This window comes from Occultella kanbiaonis (assembly GCF_009708215.1).
GTDB classification, from domain to species: Bacteria; Actinomycetota; Actinomycetes; order Actinomycetales; family Beutenbergiaceae; genus Occultella; species Occultella kanbiaonis.
In genome coordinates this window covers 1,796,279-1,817,250 of the sequence record NZ_CP046175.1, presented here as the reverse complement: position 1 = coordinate 1,817,250, position 20,972 = coordinate 1,796,279, and the positions used below count along the sequence as shown (strand labels likewise).

The following is a 20,972-nucleotide window of genomic DNA, read 5'->3' as shown; positions in this document are numbered from 1 at the left end:
GATGACGGTAGGCCCTCACGTCACGTGAGGCGCAAGCCCCCGGCGACGCCCGCCGGCGTGACTACCATCGCTGTCATGACGTCGTGGCCGGACACCCGGATCCTGGACCTGTTCGGCATCTCCGCACCGATCGTGCTGGCCCCCATGGCCGGGCCGGTCCTGGCCGACCTCACGGTCGCGGTCGCTCAGGCCGGGGGCCTCGGATCGCTGCCGTGCGCGCTGCTGCCGCCGGACCGCGTCCGCGCCGAGCTGACCGAGATCCGCTCGCGCACCGACGCGGCCATCAACCTCAACTTCTTCTGCCACACCACGCCCGAGCCGGACCCGGTCGCGGACCTCGCCTGGCGAGCCCGGCTGGCACCGTACTACGTCGAGGCCGGTCTCGACCCGTCCGTCACGCCGGTGGCGTCGGACCGGAACCCGTTCGACGGCGCGGCGTGCGAGATCATCGAGGAGTTCCGTCCCGAGGCGGTCAGTTTTCATTTCGGGCTGCCCGAGGCGGCGCTCCTGGAGCGCGTCCGGGCCACCGGCGCGAAGGTGCTCGGGTGCGCCACCACCGTGGCCGAGGCGCGCTGGCTCGCCGACCGCGGCGCCGACGTGATCATCGCGCAGGGCGCGGAGGCGGGCGGGCACCGTGGCATGTTCCTGTCCACGGACGTGAGCACTCAGGTCGGCACGTTCGCGCTCGTGCCACAGGTGGTCGACGCCGTCGACGTGCCGGTGATCGCGGCCGGCGGCATCGGCGACCCGCGCGCCATCGTGGCCGCCCTCGCACTCGGCGCCGCCGCGGTGCAGATCGGCACGGCCTACCTCTACACGCCCGAGGCGCGCATCGCCGTCGGGCATCGGAACGCCCTGCTGGAGCAGAACTCGGACGACGCGACGGCGCTCACGAACGTGTTCACCGGTCGTCCCGCGCGCGGCATCGTGAACCGGGCCATGCGCGAGCTCGGGCCGATGAGCGAGGCGACGCCGCCGTTCCCGCGGGCCGGCGGGGCGCTCGCGCCGCTGCGGTCGGCGACGGAGCCGGCCGGCTCCGTCGACTTCATGTCGCTGTGGTCGGGGCAGGCGGGGGCGCTCAGCGCCAGGTACGCGGGTCTGGGAGCCGCCGAGCTCACCCGGACCCTGGCGCGGGAGGCCATGGCTCGGCTGTGACCGGTGCTCGGCGGCGGCTCAGTCCGCGCCGGGGACCGGTGCACCGTGGGGCACACCGTCTGCCACGTACTCCTCGTACCGGGCGCGCCACTGCGGCGTCGGCTCGGGGCCGGGCGCCGTGCCCGCACCCGTGCGGAGGTGCTCGGTGAGCTCGTCCAGGCAGACGTGCCAACCCGCGGCGGTCCGCGCAGCGCCAGGCGTGTAGTCCTCGGGCATCAGGTCGATGAAGGTCAGGCGACAGCCTGTCTGCCCGTGTGGCTCGAGCAGCAGGCAGAGCTCCTCGGCCTCCCAGCTGAACCGGAGCGTCGTCGGCGGCTCCACCTGCAGCACGGTGCCACCGGCGGTGCCCTCGACCTCGGGGTGGTCGTCGTCGAAGACGAAACGCAGGGCGGCGCCGACGCTGAGCAGGTCGCCCTCGATCCGGCACGGGAACCACGCCGCCAGTCCCTCGGGTGTGGTCACGGCGTCCCAGACCTGCTCGATCGGGTGGGCGAGGTCGCGCACGAACCGCAGGGCGTGCTGCCCGTCGATCTGCTCGTAGGTTCCACGTTCGGTTGTCATCGGAGGTCCTTGCGTCGGTTGGTCTCGGTCGTGGGTGCCGGTGCGGCCGGAGCCGGCTCGGGCTCCTGCGCCCGGGCGTCGAGGTGGTCCTCAAGGGCGTCGAGGCTCGCGTTCCAGAACGCGCGGAACGGGCCGAGCCAGTCCTCGAGCTCGCGCAGCGGCTCCGGCTCCAGTCGGTAGTGGCGGCGAGCGCCCTCCGGCCGCGCCGAGACCAGCCCGGCCTCCTTCAGCACCCGCAGGTGCTTGGAGACGCCCGGCTGACTGAGTCCGAGCTCGTCCACGAGCTCGGTCACGGTGCGCGGCCTCACCCGCAGCAGCCCGAGCATCGCTCGCCTGTTCGGGTCACCCACCGCCGACCACATCGATATCATCCCGGATAACATATCCGACTGGTTATATACCTGTCCAGCAATGTTCGGGGCCGGTCGCCCTCGTCCCTACTTGTCTGCACGGATGTGCGGCGGGACGATTGGCCATGTTCATCGACACGACGGCCGAGAGCGCGGCCGAGGGTGCGCTCGCCGAGTGGTACCACTCCCAGCGGAGCAGCTGGGGCTTCCTGCCCGACTACGCCGGCTGCTTCTCGACCCGGCCGGACGTGGCGAGCGCGTGGGCGAACCTCAACCTGACGATCCGCGGCGGCATGGATCGGCGCCGGTTCGAGCTGGTGACCATCGCGGCGGCGCGCGCCCGGCGCTCGACATACTGCACGGTGGCGCACAGCAAATTCCTGCGGGACGTGTGCGGCGACGGCGACACCCTCGAGCAGCTCGGCCTGGCGCCGGACGGGCAGACCCTCTCCGCTCAGGACGCCGCCGTCTACGCGTTCGCGACGAAGGTCGCCCAGGACGCCTCCACCGTCGCTGCCGCGGACGTCGACGCCCTCCGGGATGTCGGGTTCACCGACGCCGAGATCGCGGACGTCGTGCACGCCGTCGCCGCGCGCCTGTTCTTCACGACCGTCCTCGACGGCCTCGGCGCCCGGCTCGACCCGCAGACGGCGGCGGCGTTCGACCCGGAGGTGCTCGAGGGCATGGTGGTCGGTCGGCCGATCGGCAACGCATGAACGGCGCAGACCCGGGCGCGATCGAGGTGCGCCCGGCAACGGCTCAGCGCTTCGACGATGTCGTCGCGATCCTCGCGCCGAAGAACCCGGACGCCCCGGTGTGCTGGTGTTTGAGTTACCGGCTGCCGAACCGGGAGAACCAGGGCCTGCGCGGACCTGACCGGGCCGCCCGGCTGCGCCGGTACGCCGAGGAGGGCACGCCGCCCGGGGTCGTGGCCTACGTCGACGGTGAGCCCGCGGGCTGGTGCTCGGTGAGCCCGCGGGCGAGCCATCACCGCCTCACCCATTCCCGCACGATTCCGACCGTGGATGACGTTCCCGTCTGGAGCGTCATCTGTTTCGTGATCCGGCCACCGTTCCGACGCCAGGGGCTGGCCGCCGAGCTGCTCGATGGCGCCGTCGCCTACGCCACGACCCGGGCAGCTCCGGCGCTCGAGGCGTACCCGATCGACCCGGAGGGCGGGCGGATCAGTTCGGCGTTCGCCTACGTCGGCACGACGGGGCTGTTCGAGGCCGCCGGGTTCGAGCGCGTCGCCCGGACCACCTCGACGTCGGGTGGCTTGACGCGATGGCTGATGCGCCGGGACCTGACGTAGCGGGCCGGTACCTGGGGGGCCGCGGGTTAGGAGATGGGGGTCGCCGGTCGGGGTGACAGGAACCGGCGTCACGACCGGCTCGTTCCTCGCCGGGCGTTCCTCCTCCCAGCATCGTGTCACCGCGACAGAGAAGAAGGCCAGAACGGCTGGCGCCGTCTGGCCTTCTTCTTTGTCGGGGTGACAGGATTTGAACCTGCGACCCTTGCGTCCCAAACGCAATGCGCTACCAAGCTGCGCCACACCCCGCTGCTGGTCTGAGTCTAGCGATGACCGAGCACTCCCGTTGACCCAGTATCCTTATGGGCGAGTCATTGCGGGTGTAGCTCAATGGTAGAGCCTCTGCCTTCCAAGCAGATGGTGCCGGTTCGATCCCGGTCACCCGCTCCAGACCCCGGACGCCCGGGCCGCCTCGCGGCCCGGGCGTTCGTGCGTGCTCGCGCCCTACGGGGCCGTCGCCCGATCACGCAGGGCGGGCTCCGCCGTCGGGCAGAGACGACGATGGCCGCCCCCTCACGAGGAGGGAGCGGCCATCGCCAGGCTGCGCTGGTGGATCAGTCGTCGGCGTCGACCAGGCCACGCTCGACGGCGCGAGCCAGGCGCCGCGGCACCTTGACCTCGCGCCCGCCGGCGCGGACAGGTACGAGGTCCGCCGCCGTCATCTTCCACTGTGAGCGACGCGCACGCGTGTTGCTGCGCGACATCTTCCGCTTCGGAACTGCCATGGCTCTACCTCCCCTTCCGTCCTCGATGGAGCATCGTCGTGAAACTGCCTCACGCCGATGCGTGATGCACAGACCGTCGGTGACCCGGTGTGGGCCCCGCCGGAGAAATCAGGCCTGGTCGCCGGACTTGGCGTAGCGGCGACGGAACTTCTCGACGCGGCCGGCGGTGTCCATGATCTTCTGCTTGCCCGTGTAGAACGGGTGCGAGGCCGCGGAGATGTCGACGTCGACCACCGGGTAGGTGTTGCCGTCCTCCCACTCGACCGTGGCGTCCGACGTCAGGGTCGACTTCGTCAGGATCGAGAAGTTCGCCGAGATGTCCCGGAACACGATCGGGTGGTAATCCGGGTGGATGTCGTTCTTCATGTCTGCTTCCTACCTAGTTCGCTGCATGGGGGGTTGTGCGGTGATTACCAGCTGGACTTCGTCACGCCCGGCAACTCGCCGCGCAGTGCCATGTCACGGAGCTTGACCCGCGAGAGTCCGAACTTGCGGAGGTAGCCGCGGGGGCGTCCGTCCGCTGCGTCCCGGTTGCGCACACGCGTGGGGCTCGCGTTCCGGGGCAGGGCGTGCAGAGCGGCCAGGGCCGCGTCCCGCTCGGCCTCGGCGACGTTCGGGTTGACCGACGTCTTCTTCAGCTCGGCGCGGCGCTCGGCGTACCGTGCCACGATCACGCGACGCTGCGCGTCGCGGGCGATCTTGGACTTCTTCGCCATGCGTGTCCTCTGCTCCTTGCGATTACGGTGTGCGCTCTAGTGGCACCTTGCTCCTGCTCCCCCACACGCCCGACCCCCGGGTCACCCCGGCGCTCATGTCGGTGAGGGCGAGGTCGCCATCCCGGTGAAGGGCGCTTCCCCACTAACCTGGCTGTCAACGTCTGCGCCGGAATCCCGGTCGCGGGCGTGCCACCCGTGGGCACACGGGACCTTCGAGGTCACGATGCGCCTCAGAGATGATACCCAAGATTCCGCTCGCGGGACACCTCGCACCCTGTTGCCACCCGCCCGGGCGCGCGGGGTGTGACGGATCCCTCACCCTGCGTACGCCGCCTCACCCAAGTTGTTCTAGTTCAACTAGAACAATAGAATGAGGCCATGCTCATCACGGTCGACCCCACCAGCGCCGCGCCGCTGTTCGACCAGATCGCCACGGCGGTCCGGCTCGCGGTGGTGCGCGGCGAGCTCAGCGCCGGCGAGCGGCTCCCGAGCGCCCGCGAGCTGGCCGAGTCCCTCGACCTGAACGTGCACACGGTCCTGCACGCCTACCGCACCCTGCGCGACGAGGGCCTGCTCGAGGTCCGCCGCGGCCGCGGCGCCACGGTCTCGACGACCGGCGGGCGGGACTTCCGGGACCTGCGCGCCGCCCTGGACACTCTGGTCGCCGAGGGCGACCGGCTCGGACTGACCCGTCAGGCCCTCGCGGGCCTGCTCACTCACGAGGAGACCCGATGACCGTTGCTGCCGGAGAGTCCCGGACACCCTTGCCACATCGGGGCCGCGCGATCGCGCTCGGCGCGGTGCTGCCCGCACTGCTCCTGGGCGGCGCCTACGCCCTCGTGCTGTCCTGGCGCGACCGACTGCCCGACCCGGTCGCCGTTCACTGGGGCATCTCGGGCGTGGACCGGACCGGCTCGTTCGCCGGGCTGGTCGCGCCGATGCTGATCCTCGGCCTCGCCACGCTCGCCGTGACCGCGACCCTGTCGGTCGTCACCGGCCGTAGTGCCCTGAACCGCCGGATGATCGTGGGGATCTCAGCGGGGATGGCGGCGATGTACGCGGTGCTGCTGGTGGGCATGTGCTGGGTGCAGCTGGACGTCCCGACCGCCGAGCAGGCCGGCGACCCGGGTACCACCATCGCCCTTGGCCTGCTCGCGCTGGCCGTCGTCGGCGCGGCCGTCGGCGCCCTGGCCGGCTCCGATCCTCCGCAGGCCGCGACGGGCGAACTTGCGGCCGATGCGGCCCGGCTCCCGCTCGGGCCGACCGAGACCGCCGTCTGGATCCGGACGGTGACTCCTGCGCGCCCGTGGTTGCTGTGGACGCTCGTGGTGGTGGTGCTCGCCGGTAGCGCGGTGCTGGGCGTGCTCACCGGCCAGTGGTGGCTGATCCCGGTCCTGGCCGCGACGGCCGCCCTGGTCGCCGCGACCACCTCCTGGTCGGTGCGGGTGGACGCGCGCGGCCTCACCGCTCGTGGCCTGTACGGGTGGCCCCGCATCCGGGTGCCGGCGGACGAGGTGGAGCGCGCGGACGCGATCACCATCTCCCCGTTCGCAGAGTTCGGCGGCTGGGGCCTACGCACGGACGTGCGCGGCCGCACCGGCCTCGTCGTCCGCAAGGGCCCGGCGATCAGCATCCAGCGCAGCGGCGGGCGCGTCGTCGTGGTGACGGTCCCCGACGCCGAGCGCGGCGCCGCTCTCTTGAACACGGTGGCAGTCCGGGCACGGACGCCGATGCCCGACGGCGGATCCTCCTCGGGCGGGCCGCTCGCCTGATCGGGGGGTGCGTCAGCGGCTGCCCTGGGTGAGGCCGGCCGTCCAGTCGAGATGGTGTTCGGAGGCCCGGTTGGCGCCGTTCTGTGCCATCGCCGAGCCGAGGATCCTGGGCAGGACCGCGTCCCGGACGAGCCGGCCGACGGGCCCGGGCGCCTTGTTGTTGTTGATCCGGGCGGCCATCCGGATGATCGCCTCGACGCGCGGCCGGCGAACGGCCTCGACCTGGGCGAACGCCTCCTCGACACTGTCGCCGTCACGCAGCGCCATGGCGAGCACCACCGCGTCCTCGATGGCGAGCGAGGCGCCCTGACCCGACGTCGGCGACGGCGCGTGGGCAGCGTCGCCGATCACGATGACCCGGCCCGAGGACCAGGGTCGCAGCCGTGGAACGGTCTGGATCGGAGTCATCGGCGCGAAGTCGGCAGTGGCGGCGATGATCTCCAGAGCCGGCCCGGCGTCGTCCGCGTACAGCTCGGCGAACCGTGCACGCCACTGCGCCGCGCCCACCGCGTCCAGCTCTCCCCGAGCCGGTTCACGGCGCTGGGGCAGGTTCACGAACCACCACGCCTCGTCGCCCGGTGCCACCGCGAAGCCGAAGAACGCGCGCTTGCCGAAGATCATCTCGTAGTCGCCGGGCGGCGAACCCAGCGCCAGCCCGGGCGCGTACCCGCCCGTGGTCACCAGGCCGGAGTAGACGGGCCCGGGCGACGCCGGCAGCGCGAGACGACGCACGGTGGAGTAGATGCCGTCCGCGCCCACCAGAAGGTCCGCCTCCGCAACGCTTCCGTCGTCGAACTCGGCGCGCACCCGCCCCGGGCCGGCGTCCAGCCCGACCAGGCGACGCCCGTACCGGATCTCGATCCCCCGTGCCTCGACCTCGGCCTGGAGCGCTCGGACCAGATCGGCGCGGCGGATGGTCTGGCTGACGGTGCCGTCCGCGAGCGCGCTGCCGGTGCTGGTGGTGCCGAGCAGCTTGCCGGTATGGCTGCGCATGGTCATCGCCGCCGTCGGGAAGCCCGCCTCGAGCACGCGCCCGTCGGCCTCGATCGCCCGCAGGGCGTCGATGCCGTTGGTCGCGAGCGTCAGGAACGAGCCGCGGTCGCGGTCGGCGCGCTCACGCGCCTCGACCACCCTCACCTCGATCCCGGCCCGGGTCAGGGCGACGGCAGCCGCCGAGCCGGCGACACCACCACCGATGACGAGTGCTGTTCGTGCTGCGGTCATGACGGTTCTCCTGTGGTGTCCGCGGGGTTCTCGGGAGCGCCGACGACCCCCTGGTGGTAGGCACGCCAGGGCTCGGTCCAGCCGGCATCCGGGTCGTCGAGGCGGTCGAGCAGGGTCTGGATGAAGTCGGCCTCGGCGCCGAGCACCCGCTCGCGGTACTCGTCCTCGATCACGAAGATCGGGTGCAGCCCGCCGGCGACGATCGCGGTGCGTTGCTCGGCGATGGCCGCGACGTCGCCCCCGAGACGCTCCAGCCGGGCTTCCAGCAGGGTGCGCGCGTCGTCCAGGGGCAGCACGACGATGAGCGAGAGCGCGGCCGCGAAGGCGGGGTACTCATGCTGCGGCTCGGCGATGAGGCGACTGAGCCACCGGCGCGTCTCGGCACGGCCCTCGCCGGTCACCGTGTAGGTGGTGCGCTCGGGCATTCGGCCGGCGCGGTCGGTGCCCGATGGACTGATGAAGCCCGCCGCATCGAGCTGCCGGACCACGCTGTAGAGCGCGCCGTAGCTCAGCCGGAAGGTCTGCGCGGCATCGCGATCGAGCAACTGGCGATGCAGCTCGTAGGCGTGCATCGGTCGTTCTTCGAGGTAGACGAGCACGGCGAGGCCGAGCAGGTTCGTCATTCGTCGGGGCATGCGCACCAGACTAGTTCGCAAAAACTAGTTCGACAAGATTAGCTGACGGGACGCACACGACCCGCCCGGCCGCCGTCGGGCGTTGCCGCACTCCCGAGCACACGACGGGGTGCGTGGTGCGTGTCGGTGGTGGAAGGATGACGGCGTAACGAAAGTCGTCCGTTCAACCAATCGGTCGGTGAGGACCTCCGGTCGAGCGGCTGACCGCCCATGCAGACGAAGCCACCCGGAGGAACCATGGCCCGCATCTACGACAACGCGACCGCACTGATCGGCAACACGCCCCTGGTGCGGCTGAACCGCCTCACCGAGGGCGTCGGCGCCACCGTGCTCGCCAAGCTCGAGTTCTACAACCCGGCGAACAGCGTCAAGGACCGGATCGGTGTGGCCATCGTGGATGCTGCCGAGGCCTCCGGCGAGCTCCAGCCGGGCGGCACGATCATCGAGGCGACCAGCGGCAACACCGGCATCGCGCTGGCGTTCGTCGGCGCCGCCCGCGGCTACGACGTGGTGCTGACCATGCCCGAGACGATGTCGAACGAGCGCAAGATGCTGCTCAAGGCCTACGGCGCCGAGCTGATCCTGACCCCGGGCGCCGAGGGCATGAAGGGCGCGGTCGCCCGCGCCGAGGCCATCGCGGCCGAGCGGCCCGGCTCGATCCTGGCGCGCCAGTTCGCGAACGAGGCCAACCCCGAGATCCACCGCCGCACCACGGCCGAGGAGATCTGGAACGACACCGACGGCGCCGTCGACATCGTGGTGGCCGGCATCGGCACCGGCGGCACCATCACCGGCGTCGGGCAGGTCCTCAAGGAGCGCAAGCCCGGGGTGCAGATCATCGCGGTCGAGCCCGCCGAGTCACCGATCCTCAACGGCGGCCAGCCAGGTCCGCACAAGATCCAGGGCCTCGGCGCGAACTTCGTGCCGGAGATCCTGGACACCTCGATCTACGACGAGGTCATCGACGTCAACGCCGAGACCGCCGTCAAGGTGGCCCGCCGCGCCGCGACCGAGGAGGGTCTGCTGGTGGGCATCTCCTCCGGCGCCGCGATCGACGCCGCCCTGCAGGTCGCGGCCCGCCCGGAGAACGCCGGAAAGACGATCGTGGTCGTGATCCCGTCCTTCGGCGAGCGCTACCTGTCCACGATCCTGTTCGCGGACCTCGCCGAGTAACGTGCACCATCTGCCACTGCGCGCACTGATCGCGGAGGACCTGGCCACGGCGCGCCGTCGGGACCCGGCGGCGCGCACCCGGGTCGAGGTCGCGCTGACCTACTCCGGGGTGCACGCCCTGTGGCTGCACCGGGTCGCGCACAAGGTGTGGCACGTCTCGCCGCTGCTGCGGCTGCCGGCCCGGATCATCTCCCAGCTGGCGCGCACGCTCACGGGGGTGGAGATCCACCCCGGCGCCGTGATCGGCCGGCGATTCTTCATCGACCACGGGATGGGTGTCGTCATCGGTGAGACCGCCGAGGTCGGCGAGGACGTCCTGATGTTCCACGGGTCGACCCTCGGCGGGCGCACCATGTCGCACGGCAAGCGCCACCCGACCGTCGGGAACAACGTGGTGATCGGAGCCGGGGCGAAGGTCCTCGGACCGGTCACCATCGGCAGCGACGTGCAGATCGGCGCGAACGCCGTCGTGGTCAAGGACGTGGCCGACGGCGACGTGGTGGTGGGCGTGCCCGGTCGCCCGCGGCCCCGGCCGGCCGAGGCATCCCCCGAGGACCTGATCGACCCGGCGATCTACATCTGAGCCGGCTGGAGCCGACGGCCGGGGACTCTCGCCGCCGTCGGCGCGGACGCACACCAGGGCCGTAGCACGGGTGGGGTGCGCGGTTCCGACGTGCCCGCGCGGCGCTTCCTCGAGCATCGGGATTCGAACCGATTCGATCCGACGGACGCCTCCTTGTCGTGCTGGTTCCCGCACGGCCCCTTGACAGGAGACCTCTGAAGCCAGTTGGCTTATCGAGGCGCTTCGACACTTGAGTCGGGGGCCCAGGAAACCGTGCGCAAAGAAGGGCACCCCGTGAAGAGATCGATCCCGTCCTCCATCACCGCGCTGGCCGTAGGGCTGGCACTCGCGCTGGGCACCGCGATGCCCGTCGCGGCCGACCCGCCGGACCAGAATTCCGCACCGACGTTCGCGGAGCGCACCGTGGCCGCGATGCAGCCGGGATGGAACCTCGGCAACACCTTCGACGCCGTCGGCGCGGACGAGACCGCCTGGGGCAATCCACGCGTCACGCCCGAACTGATCGCCGCCGTGGCCGACCAGGGATTCCACAGCATTCGACTCCCGGTGACCCTCGGCCAGCACGAGGGTGCCGCGCCGGACCACACCATCGAGCCCGAGTTCCTCGACCGCATCGCCGAGGTCGTGGACTGGGCCCTCGCCGAGGACCTCTACGTGATGCTCGACCTGCACCACGACTCCTGGATGTGGACGAATCAGATGGCCGCACGAGGAGCCGAGGTGCGAGCACAGTTCACCGCCACCTGGGAACAGCTCGCCGAGCGCTTCGTCGACTACCCCTCCGAGCTGGTGTTCGAGAGCCTCAACGAGCCGCAGTTCGCCGACGTCACCGACGAGGATGCCTACGCGCTGCTGCACGAGCTCAACGTCATCTTCCACGACGTCGTCCGCTCCTCCGGCGGCGAGAACTCCGACCGCCTGCTCGTGCTCCCGACGCTGCACACGAACGACGAACAGCCGCGGCTGGACGCCCTGCTCGCCACCTTCGACGCCCTGGACGACGAGAACCTTGCCGCGACCGTGCACTACTACGGCTATTGGCCGTTCAGCGTGAACATCGCCGGCGGTACCCGCTTCGACGAGGTCGCTCAACAGCACATGCGGGACATGTTCACCCGGGTCAACGACTCGCTGATCACCCAGGGCATCCCGGTGATCATCGGCGAGTACGGCCTGCTCGGCTTCGACCGCCACACCGGGACCATCGAGCAGGGCGAGAAGCTGAAGTTCTTCGAGCAGTTCGGCCAGGAGGCTCGCCGTACCGGTGCCACGACCATGCTGTGGGACAACGGTCAGCATCTCGACCGCACCGCCCTGACCTGGCGGGACCCGGAGCTGTTCGCCCGCATCTCCACGAGCTGGACCACACAGTCCGCCACGGCGTCGACCGACCAGGTGTTCGTGCGTCCGGGCGCGGTCACGGCGCAGGAGGTCATCCTCGACCTGGACCGCCATCGGTTCATCGGGCTCTACCTCGACGGCGAAGGGCTCCGCAGGGGCAGGGACTACCTGATCGAGGGTGAGACGCTCACGCTGACCGCCGCCCTGCTGCGCTCGATCGTGGCCGGCGGCGAACTGGGCGAGCGCGCCGAGCTCACCGCTGCCTTCTCCCGCGGACTGGGCCTGCCCTGGCGGATCGACGTGATCGCATACGAGACACCCTCACCTGCCGACGCCACGGGCACGACGGAGGACTTCGCGATCCCCACGCAGTTCAACGGGGATCGGCTGGCCACCATGGAGGCGCGGTACGCAGACGATGGATCCAACGCCGGCCCGAACAACTGGACGCCCTTCAAGGAGTTCGACCAGACGTTCGCGCCGGACGCGGCCGCGGGTGAGATCGTGCTCCGCCCGGCGTTCTTCGCCGAGGTCGAGGACGGCCGCGCCGTCGAACTGACCTTCCACTTCTGGAGTGGCGAGCAGGTCCGGTACACGGTGGCTCGCGATGGAACCGTCGTTCTCGGGACCACGAACGACTGACGCCGTCCCCGGGCCGCCTGCGTAGATCGCGCAGGCGGTTCGGCCCAGCCGCCGGTTCTGTCCTAGGCGCTCTCGGCTTCCTCGCCGGGCTCCCAGCCGGCCTCGCGCAGGTCCACCCGCGGCGGGTCGTGCGCGGTCAGCGGGACACCTTCGGCGCGCAACGCCTCGAGGGCGCGCCCGGCCACCCGCTCGGCGGCGGCACCGCTCGCGGTGACCACCCGCCACCACGGCACGTCCGACCCGTACAGGGCCATCACCCGGCCGACGGTGCGGGCACTGCCCTTGCCGGTGCGCTCGCGGGCGGCCTCGGCGATCACCCCGTAGGTGCTCGCACGGCCCGGCGGGATCTGGGCGACCAGGTCGAGCACGGCCTCGACGTAGTCCTCGGCGACGTCTCTCACCCGCCTATGATCACCCATGAGATGTCGATGAGCACCCATTCCGAGTCCGCACCCGCCCCCGACGAGTCCGCCGGCTACGTGTGCCCACACTGCGAAGCCACCCACGAGCACGACCACGTCGACGAGCACGCCGTGGTGCTGGCCCGGCTGACCTCGCTCGCGCGGTTCGCATGGCTGCGGGCCGGTATCGGCGTGCTCGCCCTGGTGGCGCTGCTCGTTCTCACCCCGCCGACGGCGGCCCTCGCCTACGTCCTCGCGGGCCTGGTCGCGTGGGCGCTCACCACGGCGCTCGGTCTGCTGGTCGCCTCGTTCCGGGCCGCTCGCACCGGCAACCGGCGTGAGGGCGCCTTCGTGCTGACGGCGGTGCTCGCCGGTGCGGCGCTGACGCCGCTGGCCGCGTTCGGCGTGGCCCTGGCCGCGCGGGACGGGCTCGCCGGCGCGGGCGGTTCCGACAGCTCAAGTGCACTTGCTCTCGGTGCGGCGACGGCGCTGGCGGTGGCAGCCGCCCTCGGCTGGTACCTGGGCTCGGCCGGGTCCGAGGTGGTGGGCACGATCAGCCTGCGCCGGCTGCTCCTGCAGGAGTCCCGCGCCGGCGAGGCGGCGCGAGACGTCGCGGTGCGCACCCGAGCGTCCGGGCACCCGGTCCGTGACCTGGTCTGGACCGTGGCCAGCGCCCTGGTGTTCGGCCTCTGGGTGTTCGCGTGCCAGTTCCTGCCCGTGCTCGTGATCGTGCTGATCCCCCTGCACGTGGCCCTGCTGGCGCTGTCCCGCCGCCTGCGCGAGGCCTGACCGGGCCGCGCAAGGACCTGCGCGAGGAGTCTGCCCCACCGCCGCCCGTGAGGCAGGACGTCAGGCCCGAAACAGAAGGGTATAGCCGTCTACGTCAGGCGCGAGGTTCTGTCTCAGCGCCGGCGCGGGCGGGAGCGTCGCCCGGCGGCGTGGTCAGCGGGCGGCCTCGTAGGCGGCGAGCTGGTCGATGCGGCGCTGGTGCCGCTCGTCGTTCGAGAACGGCTCGGCGAGGAACGCCTCGACGATCGCGATCGACTCGGCCTCGCTGTGCTGGCGGGCTCCGACGGCGACGACGTTCGCGTCGTTGTGCTGGCGGCCGAGCTTCGCGGTCTCCGTGCTCCAGGCGAGCGCGGCGCGCACCCCGGTGACCTTGTTCGCGGCGATCTGCTCCCCGTTGCCGCTGCCGCCGATGACGATGCCCAGCGTGCCGGGCTCGGCCACGACGGCCTCTCCGGCGGCGAAGCAGAACGACGGGTAGTCGTCGAGGGCGTCGTAGTCCTCGGCGCCGTGGTCCACCACATCGTGACCGGCACCGGCGAGGTGGGCGATCAGTGCGGACTTGAGCTCGAAACCGGCGTGGTCGGCGGCGATGTGGATGCGCATGGAGGTCATCATGCCGCACCATCGTGCTCCTACTCGCGGCTCGGGCGAGGCGCCGCGCGCATCGCGGCGATCGAGTGATGGAGCTCAGCGGGGTTCGTCGCCCCGACGGACCCGAGGATGGCGGCGACCAGGTCGCTGAAACCGTGAGCATCGACGGGGAGACGCGCGACGCCTGGTACGAGTGCCTTCTCGTTGGTGACCCACCGGCCGGCGAGAGCATGCCAGCCATGCGCCGTCAGCATCGCCGCCGTCGTCAGGCAGAGCGTGACGTAGGCGACGTCGAGGGCCTTCGCACCCTTCTCTGCTGCATCGAGCAGAAAGTCCACCTGCCACAGGTTCGTGAGCATGGCGGTCCGCAACGCCTCAGGATATGGCGATACTCGTTGGGACAGCTCGGCGAGGAGCGCATCGTCGTCGCGCAGCCGGACACACGTGGCGATCTCACCCGCGTAGGAGACGTCCAGGAATCCCAACGGGTGGCCGGCCTGCGCGTGGAAACCGAACTCTCCTCTGCGTGCTCGTTCGCACTGCTCGGCCACTCGATGCCGGTCGCGGAAGATCCAGTCCACGGCGGTCCCGCGGATGGTGAGCCACGCACCGCCGTCGACCCGGGGCCCCCAACCACCGGGCGCCGTGACGCGCACAGGGGCATCGGCCCAACGCGCGGCGAGATGCTCGAGCGCAACCAGATCGAGGTCTCCCTCGTAGTAGATGCCGAGGTCGAAGTCCGAGTCCGGGCGATGGGTGCCGCGGGCACGGCTCCCGCCGAGCGCGACGGCGCGCACGCCTGCTACCTGGCACAGATCGTCGGCAAGGTCCTGGAGGCGGTCGTCGTCGAGCACACCGGCAAGACTAGGCACCGATGGCTCCCCGCACCCGGTCGAGCGCCCTGCCGGCCGGCCCACGACCCGGGGACACGCCAACTCGCCCGAGCGAGGCGTCGGCGCCGTGAACTAGATTCGATCCATGACGATCTCAATAGCCGACGCCACGTCCCACGAGGCCAACCGCGCAGCCATGGACACCGGCGTCCGTCCCCAGGACGACCTCTACCGACACGTGAACGGTTCCTGGCTCGCCTCCCACACCATTCCCGCGGACCGCGGCAGGGACGGCACCTTCCACCTGCTCCATGACCAGGCCGAGCAGGATGTCCGCACGATCATCACCGAGGCCGCGAGCGTTCCCGCCGACGACCCTGCCGCCGACGAGGCCGCGAAGATCGCCGCCGTCTTCGCCTCCTTCATGGGAAGCGAGCGGATCGAGGCGCTCGGCACGAACCCGTTGACCCCGGACCTCGAGCCGGTGACCGCGGCACACACCCGCGAGCAGCTGACCCGTGCCCTTGGCGGGCTGCAGCGCACCGGTGTGGGCGGCGGCGTCGGGCTCTTCGTCGAGAACGACGCCGACGACCCGACCCGCTACGTCGTCTACCTCACCCAGTCCGGACTCGGTCTGCCCGACGAGGCCTACTACCGCGACGACACCCACGCGCAGGTGCGCACGGCCTACGTGGCGCACGTCGCGGCGATGCTGGCCCTCGCCGGCGTGGTCACCGAGGCGGAGGCGCACGGTGCCGCCGAGCGCATCATGGCGCTGGAGACGAAGCTTGCGGCCGGCCACTGGGACAACGTGCGCAGCCGGGATGCCCAGGCCACGCACAACCCGAGCACCCTGGCCGCCCTCGCCGAGCAGGCACCCGGCTTCGACTGGGCCCTCTGGGCCGGCGCCCTCGGCGCCCCGGAGGGCGCGATGGCGGACCTGATCGTGCGCCAGCCCTCCTACCTCGCGGCGTTCGCCGAGACCTGGGCCACCGAGGACGTCGACCTGTGGCGGCTGTGGCTGACCTGGCGGGTGATCCGGTCCCGTGCGGCGTACCTGCCGGAGGCGTTCGTCGAGGAGAACTTCGACTTCTACGGGCGCACGCTCACCGGCGCCCAGGAGGTCCGCGAGCGCTGGAAGCGAGGCGTCTCCCTGGTCGAGGGGGTGCTCGGTGAGGCGATCGGCAAGATCTACGTCTCGCGCCACTTCCCGCCGTCCCACAAGGACGCCATGGACACTCTGGTCGCGGACCTGATCGAGGCCTACCGTCGCTCGATCACGGAGCTGGACTGGATGAGCCCGGCCACCCGCGAGCGGGCGCTGGCCAAGCTGGACGCCTTCACACCCAAGATCGGCTACCCCGCGAAGTGGCGGGACTACTCCGCACTGGCCGTGGACGAGACGGACCTGATCGGCAACGTCCGGGCCGCGAGCGCGTTCGAGACGGACTACGAGCTCGGCAAGATCGGCAAGCCGATCGACCGGGACGAGTGGTTCATGCCGCCGCAGATGGTGAACGCCTACTACAACCCCGCGATGAACGAGATCGTGTTCCCCGCGGCCATCCTGCAGCCGCCGTTCTTCGACGCCGACGCCGACGCCGCGACCAACTACGGCGCCATCGGTGCGGTCATCGGCCACGAGATCGGGCACGGCTTCGACGACCAGGGCAGCCGCTACGACGGCGAGGGCCGCCTGCACGACTGGTGGGAGGCGAGCGACCGCGAGGAGTTCGAGAAGCGCACCAAGGTCCTCATCGACCAGTACGGCGCCATCTCCCCCGCACAGCTGAACGGCTCGCACCACGTCAACGGCGCCCTGACCATCGGGGAGAACATCGGGGACATCGGTGGGCTCGGCATCGCCATCAAGGCCTACCGGATCGCCCTCGAGCGGCAGGGCCGCACCGAGGGTGAGGTCATCGACGGGGAGAGCGACCTGGAGCGGCTGTTCTTCTCGTGGGCGCGCGGCTGGCGTCTGAAGGCCCGCGACGAGGAGATGATCCGGCTGCTGTCGATCGACCCGCACTCCCCCGACGAGGTCCGTTGCAACGCGGTGGTGCGCAACATCGACGAGTTCCACACGACGTTCGGGGTGCGCCCCGGGGACGGGATGTGGCTCGAGGAGTCCGAGCGCGTCCGGATCTGGTGAGCATCGGGTAGGCCGAGGGATCGGCCCCGGGTCCCCCCACGGGCCCAGGGCCGCTGCGGTGCACCGTCGCCGGAGCCCCGCGCCGCCGGCTCAGCCGGCGGTGATCACCGGGAGCCCGGCGGTTCGCCAGGCGATGAAGCCCCCGGTGACGTAGGTGGTCCGGGCGATCCCGACGGCGTCGAGCCCGGTCGCGAGCTCGGCCGCCAGGGTGCCGTCCTGGGTGAGCAGGATCGCGTCCGCGCCGCGGCCGTTGTGCACGAGCCAGGTCGGCAGTTCCCGCGGCTCGATCGTGACGGCGCCGAGATCCGGGTGGATCGATCCGGATCCGGCCCGGTCGTCCGCCGGGCGCAGGTCCACCACCACGGCGCGCGAGTGGAGCGCGTCCTGGTAGGCGGCGCGGGCGCTCACGGCCTGCTCGAGGGTGGTGGCGCGGGTCGGGGCCGCGTTGAGGACGATGTCCCAGGTGGTGCCGGTGGTGATGGCCATGTGATGGCTCCAGGGTGTGCGAGGGGTGGTCGGATGTGTTGGGGGCGCGCTCAGGCGCAGCAACACATCAGACATGCCCGCATGACGCGGGTCCGCACTCCGTTCACCATGGGTGACAGCCAAACAGGTCGGGCCGCCCGTGACGACCGTCGGGCCGCGCATCTCACAGGTTGAGATGGCCGTCGGCCGCGCCCTTCCGCATCAGCGCCTCAGGCCGGGTGTCCGGTGACGAGGGCGCCGATGGCGACGAACAGGGCCAGGGCGAGGTAGACCAGGTTCAACGTCAGGTGCTTCGGGTCGCGCAGCCGGACGTGCAGGAGAGCGGCGCCCGCCATGACGGTGGCAAGCCCGAGCGCCGCGACCGGCACCAGGACCGGCGCGATACCGGTCACGGCGGGAAGGATCAGACCGAGGGCGCCGAGGATCTCGAAGACGCCGATGACCTTGACCAGGCCCGGGCTCACGTGGCTGACCCACTCGGACAGCGGAGCCCTGGACAGCGTGTCGTAGGGGATCAGGACCTTGTTGGCGCCGGCGAACAGGAACAACAGGGCGAGCAGTCCGGCGACGATCCAGAGGGCGACGTTCATGGGTCTCCACCTCGTCTCGGTCAGGACGGGCCGGTGCGGCCCGTGAACACCTCTGACCGACCGCGCGGCTCGGACCTGACACCCGGAGGTGATCCGGTGCCGCTCAACCCTCGGCGGGTGTTGCATCCTCGAGGTTCTCGAGCTCACGGATCAGCACATCGCCGGCGGCATCCGCTGCGACGGCCGCGCCCAGCTCCCGCGCCGCCCTGGCGAAGGCAGGGTCGGAGAGCACCCGGTTGATCGCACGGGCGATCACCGGCGTCGAGGACTCCCGCGAGATCGTGATCCCGGCGCCGCGGGCCGTGATCCGCACGGCGTTGTCCGCCTGGTCCCGCCCGTGCGGGAGCACCACGGTGGGCAGGCCGGCGGCCAGTGCCTTGATCACGGTCCCATGGCCGCCGTGGGTCACGACGGCGGTCGCCACCGGGAGCACCTGGGCGTGCGGTGCGGCGGTCACCACGCGCACGTTCGGGGAGGCGTGGATCACCGCTGGGTCGAGTGCCGGTCCGGTGGTCACCAGGCCGCGCACCACCAGCGTCCCGAGGGCATCGGTGATGCGTTGCAGGCACCCGGTCTGATCCTGGAACGTCGAGGACATCGCGACCAGGACCAGGGGCTCGTCGCCAGGAGGCGGGGTCCAGTCCCCGCCGGCCCAGGATGGGTCGTCGAGCACCGGTCCGACGTATCGGACGTTGGCCGGGAGGGTGGCCGGGAAGTCGAACTCGGGGCTGGTCATGACCAGCTCGCGGCGGGCGCGGTGGACCTGGTCCCAGATCGTGGGTACCGGGGCGAGTCCGTGCGCGGCACGCGCCGCGTTGACCCGGTCAAGGCCGTAGCGTCCGAGCAGCCGGGTGCTCATCGCGTTCACGGCCCGGTCGCGCAGCAGTCCCGGGCGACCGGTGGCAGGCGGCAGCCCGAGCCCCATCGGTGGCATCCCCGGCGCCGGCATCGTGTAGATGTTCGGCAGCAGCACATCGAACGGCACCCCCTCGGCCTCGGCGCCGATCATCGCCCCGAGGGCGGTGAAGGAGGCGAGCACGAGGTCCGGCCGCTCCCCCTCGATGGCGGCCGCCACGTCGCGGGCCTGGCCGGACGCGGGGCCGGCGATCATGTGGTCGGCCATGCCTCGGGCGAGGGCGAGGGGATCGGTGGTCTCCCAGTCCCGGTAGGCGGTGTGCGCGACGCTGCGGTCGGGCCGGTTCGGCGCATGCCGCCAGGGCACGAACGTGGCCCCGGTGGCCGCGACGTCGGCGGCCATGGAGTCCTCTCCGAGCACCCGCACCCGATGACCGCGCTCAATCAGCCGTCGCGCGACCCCGAGTTCGGGCGGAACCGTGCCGCCACCGTCGACGAGGGCGAACAGGTACGCGTGCGACACGGGAGGCTCCTGGCCGGGTGCGGGGCGTGAACGGGACCCCCACGACCCTACCGACGACCTCGGTGCTGGCTGAACCTCAGGGCTGGCTGAACCTCAGGGCTGGCTGAACCTCAGTCCTGGCTGAACCTCAGTACTGGCTGGAGCCGCCCCGGGCGATCGTCACGCCGTGCCCGGTGCTGATCGCGACGCACGTGACGCCGTCGGTCTCGCTCGTGCAGAGGAAGTCGCCGACGACGGTGCTGGCTCCGTAGGCGAGGTCCGGCAGGTCGGACGGCGCCTCGGTGGGCGCCTCGGCGCCGCAGATCGGGTCCGCGCTCTCGGCGGTGACCCGCCAGTAGTGGCCGGCGATCGCCGGGTCGCAGTCCTCGACGGCCGGAGGCGTGAACGTGATGTCACCGATCATGCAGGTGGCGTTGTCGTCCTCGATCTGGCACCAGATGTTGCGGCTCGGCGACGAGAACGCGGCAACGTCCAAGGCATCCTCCGGCACGGTGACGGCGGGTGCCTGCGTGGTGGGTTCGGCCTCGCCCGTGGCCCCTGACTCACCATCGGTCGCACCGGTCGACGCGCCGTCGGTGCCACCGTCAGTTCCCGAGTCGCCACGCGGGTGGGTGACCAGCATCACGACGAGGATCGCGATGAGGATGACGTCGATGACGATGAGCGCGATCGCCCAGCCGCCGAGCGCACGTTGTTTCGCCATCACTTCCTCCTCCAGAACCGGCACCGGTACCGCTATCGCGGCCCTGGGAACTCCCATACGGTACGCGGTCCGCGCGGGTGCTCGCGATCCCCGGCCCCTCGGCGGGGGCCGGGGATCACCGGCGAGCTCGTCGGCGTCAGTCGAAGATCGGGCCCTGCTTGCGGGTGCGCTTGATCTCGTAGAAGCCCGGGTAGGAGGCCACCGTGACCACGCCGTCCCAGAGCCGGCCGGCCTCCTCGCCCTTGGGCGCGGGGGTGATCACCGGACCGAAGAACGCGGTGCCGTTGAAGGCGACGACGGGCGTGCCGACGTCCTCGCCGACCAGGGAGATCCCCTCGGCGTGGGAGGCCCGCAGCGACTCGTCGAACTCGTCGGAGTCCTCGAACCGGATCAGGTCCGCGGGCAGGCCCACCTCGGCGAGGGCCTCGACCAGCACGTTGTGCCGGTCCTTGCCGCGCCCACCCGGGTGGAACCGGGTCCCGATCGCGTCGTAGAGCGGCTTGACGACCTCCTCGCCGTGCAGTTCGCGGGCGGCGTTGATCACGCGCACCGGACCCCAGGACTTGTCGAGCAGCTCCCGGTAGCCGGGGTCGAGGTCGCGGTCCTCGTTCAGCACGGACAGGCTCATGATGTGCCAGCGCACGGTGATGTCGCGGACCTTCTCGACCTCGCTGATCCAGCGTGAGGTCATCCAGGCCCACGGGCAGGCCGGGTCGAACCAGAAGTCCGCGACGTCCTTGGCGGTCTCACGGGTCGTGCTGGCGGCTGTCTCGGTTGCGGTGCTCACGGTTCTCCTTCGGACGGGTTCAGCGGGGTGCGAGTTCTCGGCGTTGGCGGCAACACCGGCCCCGGCCGTGGCATTC

General features: G+C 71.2%; 25 protein-coding genes and 2 tRNA genes. 11 read left to right on the top strand and 16 right to left on the bottom strand.

The genetic code is table 11. The features are described 5' to 3' along the window. Positions 1-75: 75 nt before the first annotated feature. A complete protein-coding gene (locus GKS42_RS08310) occupies positions 76-1,155 on the top strand; it encodes an NAD(P)H-dependent flavin oxidoreductase (protein WP_154793396.1) in 1,080 nt (359 codons plus the stop codon). 18 nt (positions 1,156-1,173) lie between these two features. Here GKS42_RS08310 and GKS42_RS08305 read toward each other — a convergent pair whose 3' ends face one another. Both GKS42_RS08305 and GKS42_RS08300 read right to left on the bottom strand, forming a co-directional pair. Then, a complete protein-coding gene (locus GKS42_RS08305) occupies positions 1,174-1,716 on the bottom strand; it encodes an SRPBCC domain-containing protein (RefSeq protein WP_154793395.1) in 543 nt (180 codons plus the stop codon). Next, complete coding sequence (locus GKS42_RS08300) at positions 1,713-2,078, bottom strand: ArsR/SmtB family transcription factor (protein WP_290368049.1); 366 nt, start codon at positions 2,076-2,078, stop codon at positions 1,713-1,715. Before GKS42_RS08300 ends, GKS42_RS08305 begins: the two co-directional genes overlap by 4 nt. Positions 2,079-2,191: 113 nt before the next feature. On the opposite strand from GKS42_RS08300, the gene GKS42_RS08295 reads away from it, so the two are divergent. Both GKS42_RS08295 and GKS42_RS08290 read left to right on the top strand, forming a co-directional pair. Next, the gene (locus tag GKS42_RS08295; RefSeq protein WP_154793393.1) at positions 2,192-2,782 is read left to right on the top strand and encodes a carboxymuconolactone decarboxylase family protein; all 591 of its coding nucleotides are present in this window, start codon (positions 2,192-2,194) and stop codon (positions 2,780-2,782) included. Next, complete coding sequence (locus GKS42_RS08290) at positions 2,779-3,378, top strand: GNAT family N-acetyltransferase (protein ID WP_154793392.1); 600 nt, start codon at positions 2,779-2,781, stop codon at positions 3,376-3,378. The genes GKS42_RS08295 and GKS42_RS08290 overlap by 4 nt, the downstream gene beginning before the upstream one ends. 172 nt (positions 3,379-3,550) lie before the next feature. Here GKS42_RS08290 and GKS42_RS08285 read toward each other — a convergent pair. Further along, positions 3,551-3,624, bottom strand: a tRNA-Pro gene (locus GKS42_RS08285). A 67-nt stretch (positions 3,625-3,691) separates the two neighbouring features. Between GKS42_RS08285 and GKS42_RS08280 the strand changes: the two genes are divergently transcribed. After that, positions 3,692-3,765 (top strand) — tRNA-Gly (locus GKS42_RS08280). A 164-nt stretch (positions 3,766-3,929) separates the two neighbouring features. Here the strand turns inward: GKS42_RS08280 and rpmF are convergent. The 3 genes from rpmF to rpsN form a co-directional block, all read right to left on the bottom strand. Continuing rightward, a complete protein-coding gene (rpmF, locus tag GKS42_RS08275) occupies positions 3,930-4,100 on the bottom strand; it encodes a 50S ribosomal protein L32 (protein ID WP_154793391.1) in 171 nt (56 codons plus the stop codon). Positions 4,101-4,208: 108 nt separating this feature from the next. Beyond that, positions 4,209-4,466, bottom strand: a complete 258-nt coding sequence (locus GKS42_RS08270) for a type B 50S ribosomal protein L31 (protein WP_154793390.1) — start codon at positions 4,464-4,466, stop codon at positions 4,209-4,211. A 44-nt stretch (positions 4,467-4,510) separates the two neighbouring features. Further along, the gene (gene rpsN / locus GKS42_RS08265) at positions 4,511-4,816 is read right to left on the bottom strand and encodes a 30S ribosomal protein S14 (RefSeq protein WP_154793389.1); all 306 of its coding nucleotides are present in this window, start codon (positions 4,814-4,816) and stop codon (positions 4,511-4,513) included. 378 nt (positions 4,817-5,194) lie between these two features. Here rpsN and GKS42_RS08260 point away from each other — a divergent pair, with 378 nt between their 5' ends. Together GKS42_RS08260 and GKS42_RS08255 are read left to right on the top strand one after the other, a co-directional pair. Further along, positions 5,195-5,551, top strand: coding sequence for a GntR family transcriptional regulator (locus tag GKS42_RS08260; RefSeq protein WP_154793388.1), 357 nt, complete (start codon positions 5,195-5,197; stop codon positions 5,549-5,551). Next, positions 5,548-6,588 (top strand): SdpI family protein, encoded by a 1,041-nt coding sequence (locus GKS42_RS08255; RefSeq protein WP_154793387.1) that lies wholly within the window; start codon positions 5,548-5,550, stop codon positions 6,586-6,588. Before GKS42_RS08260 ends, GKS42_RS08255 begins: the two co-directional genes overlap by 4 nt. 12 nt (positions 6,589-6,600) lie before the next feature. Here GKS42_RS08255 and GKS42_RS08250 read toward each other — a convergent pair whose 3' ends face one another. Further along, positions 6,601-7,812 carry an FAD-dependent monooxygenase gene (locus GKS42_RS08250; protein ID WP_154793386.1) on the bottom strand — a complete coding sequence of 404 codons (1,212 nt, stop codon included), beginning with the start codon at positions 7,810-7,812 and terminating at the stop codon, positions 6,601-6,603. Beyond that, the gene (locus tag GKS42_RS08245; RefSeq protein WP_154793385.1) at positions 7,809-8,447 is read right to left on the bottom strand and encodes a PadR family transcriptional regulator; all 639 of its coding nucleotides are present in this window, start codon (positions 8,445-8,447) and stop codon (positions 7,809-7,811) included. The genes GKS42_RS08250 and GKS42_RS08245 overlap by 4 nt, the downstream gene beginning before the upstream one ends. Positions 8,448-8,684: 237 nt before the next feature. Here GKS42_RS08245 and cysK point away from each other — a divergent pair, with 237 nt between their 5' ends. From cysK to GKS42_RS08230, 3 genes are all read left to right on the top strand, one after another. Further along, a complete protein-coding gene (gene cysK / locus GKS42_RS08240) occupies positions 8,685-9,620 on the top strand; it encodes a cysteine synthase A (RefSeq protein ID WP_154793384.1) in 936 nt (311 codons plus the stop codon). A gap of 1 nt (position 9,621) precedes the next feature. Continuing rightward, complete coding sequence (gene epsC, locus GKS42_RS08235; RefSeq protein WP_154793383.1) at positions 9,622-10,203, top strand: serine O-acetyltransferase EpsC; 582 nt, start codon at positions 9,622-9,624, stop codon at positions 10,201-10,203. A 273-nt stretch (positions 10,204-10,476) separates the two neighbouring features. Further along, positions 10,477-12,186, top strand: a complete 1,710-nt coding sequence (locus GKS42_RS08230; protein WP_232847976.1) for a cellulase family glycosylhydrolase — start codon at positions 10,477-10,479, stop codon at positions 12,184-12,186. Positions 12,187-12,248: 62 nt separating this feature from the next. On the opposite strand, the gene GKS42_RS08225 is transcribed toward GKS42_RS08230, so the two are convergent. Continuing rightward, positions 12,249-12,587: an MGMT family protein gene (locus GKS42_RS08225; RefSeq protein ID WP_232847975.1), complete on the bottom strand. Its 339-nt coding sequence runs from the start codon at positions 12,585-12,587 to the stop codon at positions 12,249-12,251. A gap of 27 nt (positions 12,588-12,614) precedes the next feature. Here GKS42_RS08225 and GKS42_RS08220 point away from each other — a divergent pair, with 27 nt between their 5' ends. Beyond that, positions 12,615-13,376, top strand: coding sequence for a hypothetical protein (locus tag GKS42_RS08220; RefSeq protein ID WP_154793381.1), 762 nt, complete (start codon positions 12,615-12,617; stop codon positions 13,374-13,376). A 153-nt stretch (positions 13,377-13,529) separates the two neighbouring features. Here the strand turns inward: GKS42_RS08220 and GKS42_RS08215 are convergent, their stop codons facing one another. Next, complete coding sequence (locus GKS42_RS08215; protein ID WP_154793380.1) at positions 13,530-13,979, bottom strand: ribose-5-phosphate isomerase; 450 nt, start codon at positions 13,977-13,979, stop codon at positions 13,530-13,532. 29 nt (positions 13,980-14,008) lie between these two features. Continuing rightward, positions 14,009-14,821 (bottom strand): nucleotidyltransferase family protein, encoded by an 813-nt coding sequence (locus GKS42_RS08210; RefSeq protein ID WP_232847974.1) that lies wholly within the window; start codon positions 14,819-14,821, stop codon positions 14,009-14,011. Between the two features lie 124 nt (positions 14,822-14,945). On the opposite strand from GKS42_RS08210, the gene GKS42_RS08205 reads away from it, so the two are divergent. Continuing rightward, positions 14,946-16,952 carry a M13 family metallopeptidase gene (locus GKS42_RS08205; RefSeq protein ID WP_154793378.1) on the top strand — a complete coding sequence of 669 codons (2,007 nt, stop codon included), beginning with the start codon at positions 14,946-14,948 and terminating at the stop codon, positions 16,950-16,952. Positions 16,953-17,042: 90 nt separating this feature from the next. On the opposite strand, the gene GKS42_RS08200 is transcribed toward GKS42_RS08205, so the two are convergent. The 5 genes from GKS42_RS08200 to GKS42_RS08180 all read right to left on the bottom strand — a co-directional run bounded on the left by GKS42_RS08200 (position 17,043) and on the right by GKS42_RS08180 (position 20,896). Beyond that, positions 17,043-17,438, bottom strand: a complete 396-nt coding sequence (locus tag GKS42_RS08200) for a rhodanese-like domain-containing protein (RefSeq protein WP_154793377.1) — start codon at positions 17,436-17,438, stop codon at positions 17,043-17,045. A gap of 209 nt (positions 17,439-17,647) precedes the next feature. After that, on the bottom strand, positions 17,648-18,028 hold the full coding sequence (locus tag GKS42_RS08195) for a DoxX family protein (RefSeq protein WP_154793376.1): 381 nt from the start codon (positions 18,026-18,028) through the stop codon (positions 17,648-17,650). Positions 18,029-18,131: 103 nt separating this feature from the next. Beyond that, entirely contained in the window at positions 18,132-19,406 is a 1,275-nt protein-coding gene (locus GKS42_RS08190) for a glycosyltransferase (protein WP_154793375.1), read from the bottom strand. 127 nt (positions 19,407-19,533) lie between these two features. Continuing rightward, positions 19,534-20,109, bottom strand: coding sequence for a hypothetical protein (locus tag GKS42_RS08185; RefSeq protein WP_154793374.1), 576 nt, complete (start codon positions 20,107-20,109; stop codon positions 19,534-19,536). 136 nt (positions 20,110-20,245) lie between these two features. After that, positions 20,246-20,896, bottom strand: coding sequence for a mycothiol-dependent nitroreductase Rv2466c family protein (locus GKS42_RS08180; protein ID WP_269455300.1), 651 nt, complete (start codon positions 20,894-20,896; stop codon positions 20,246-20,248). Positions 20,897-20,972 lie beyond the last annotated feature (76 nt).

Excerpts from the sequence above, each read along its gene's own strand:
- rpmF (WP_154793391.1), bottom strand. The coding sequence starts at position 4,100 with ATGGCAGTTCCGAAGCGGAAGATGTCGCGCAGCAACACGCGTGCGCGT.
- GKS42_RS08290 (WP_154793392.1), top strand. The coding sequence starts at position 2,779 with ATGAACGGCGCAGACCCGGGCGCGATCGAGGTGCGCCCGGCAACGGCT.
- GKS42_RS08310 (WP_154793396.1), top strand. The coding sequence starts at position 76 with ATGACGTCGTGGCCGGACACCCGGATCCTGGACCTGTTCGGCATCTCC.
- GKS42_RS08205 (WP_154793378.1), top strand. The coding sequence starts at position 14,946 with ATGACGATCTCAATAGCCGACGCCACGTCCCACGAGGCCAACCGCGCA.
- rpsN (WP_154793389.1), bottom strand. The coding sequence starts at position 4,816 with ATGGCGAAGAAGTCCAAGATCGCCCGCGACGCGCAGCGTCGCGTGATC.
- GKS42_RS08305 (WP_154793395.1), bottom strand. The coding sequence starts at position 1,716 with ATGACAACCGAACGTGGAACCTACGAGCAGATCGACGGGCAGCACGCC.
- GKS42_RS08250 (WP_154793386.1), bottom strand. The coding sequence starts at position 7,812 with ATGACCGCAGCACGAACAGCACTCGTCATCGGTGGTGGTGTCGCCGGC.
- GKS42_RS08220 (WP_154793381.1), top strand. The coding sequence starts at position 12,615 with ATGAGCACCCATTCCGAGTCCGCACCCGCCCCCGACGAGTCCGCCGGC.
- GKS42_RS08255 (WP_154793387.1), top strand. The coding sequence starts at position 5,548 with ATGACCGTTGCTGCCGGAGAGTCCCGGACACCCTTGCCACATCGGGGC.
- GKS42_RS08215 (WP_154793380.1), bottom strand. The coding sequence starts at position 13,979 with ATGCGCATCCACATCGCCGCCGACCACGCCGGTTTCGAGCTCAAGTCC.
- GKS42_RS08200 (WP_154793377.1), bottom strand. The coding sequence starts at position 17,438 with ATGGCCATCACCACCGGCACCACCTGGGACATCGTCCTCAACGCGGCC.
- GKS42_RS08300 (WP_290368049.1), bottom strand. The coding sequence starts at position 2,078 with ATGTGGTCGGCGGTGGGTGACCCGAACAGGCGAGCGATGCTCGGGCTG.
- GKS42_RS08195 (WP_154793376.1), bottom strand. The coding sequence starts at position 18,028 with ATGAACGTCGCCCTCTGGATCGTCGCCGGACTGCTCGCCCTGTTGTTC.
- cysK (WP_154793384.1), top strand. The coding sequence starts at position 8,685 with ATGGCCCGCATCTACGACAACGCGACCGCACTGATCGGCAACACGCCC.
- GKS42_RS08245 (WP_154793385.1), bottom strand. The coding sequence starts at position 8,447 with ATGCCCCGACGAATGACGAACCTGCTCGGCCTCGCCGTGCTCGTCTAC.
- GKS42_RS08270 (WP_154793390.1), bottom strand. The coding sequence starts at position 4,466 with ATGAAGAACGACATCCACCCGGATTACCACCCGATCGTGTTCCGGGAC.
- GKS42_RS08260 (WP_154793388.1), top strand. The coding sequence starts at position 5,195 with ATGCTCATCACGGTCGACCCCACCAGCGCCGCGCCGCTGTTCGACCAG.
- GKS42_RS08185 (WP_154793374.1), bottom strand. The coding sequence starts at position 20,109 with ATGGCGAAACAACGTGCGCTCGGCGGCTGGGCGATCGCGCTCATCGTC.
- GKS42_RS08295 (WP_154793393.1), top strand. The coding sequence starts at position 2,192 with ATGTTCATCGACACGACGGCCGAGAGCGCGGCCGAGGGTGCGCTCGCC.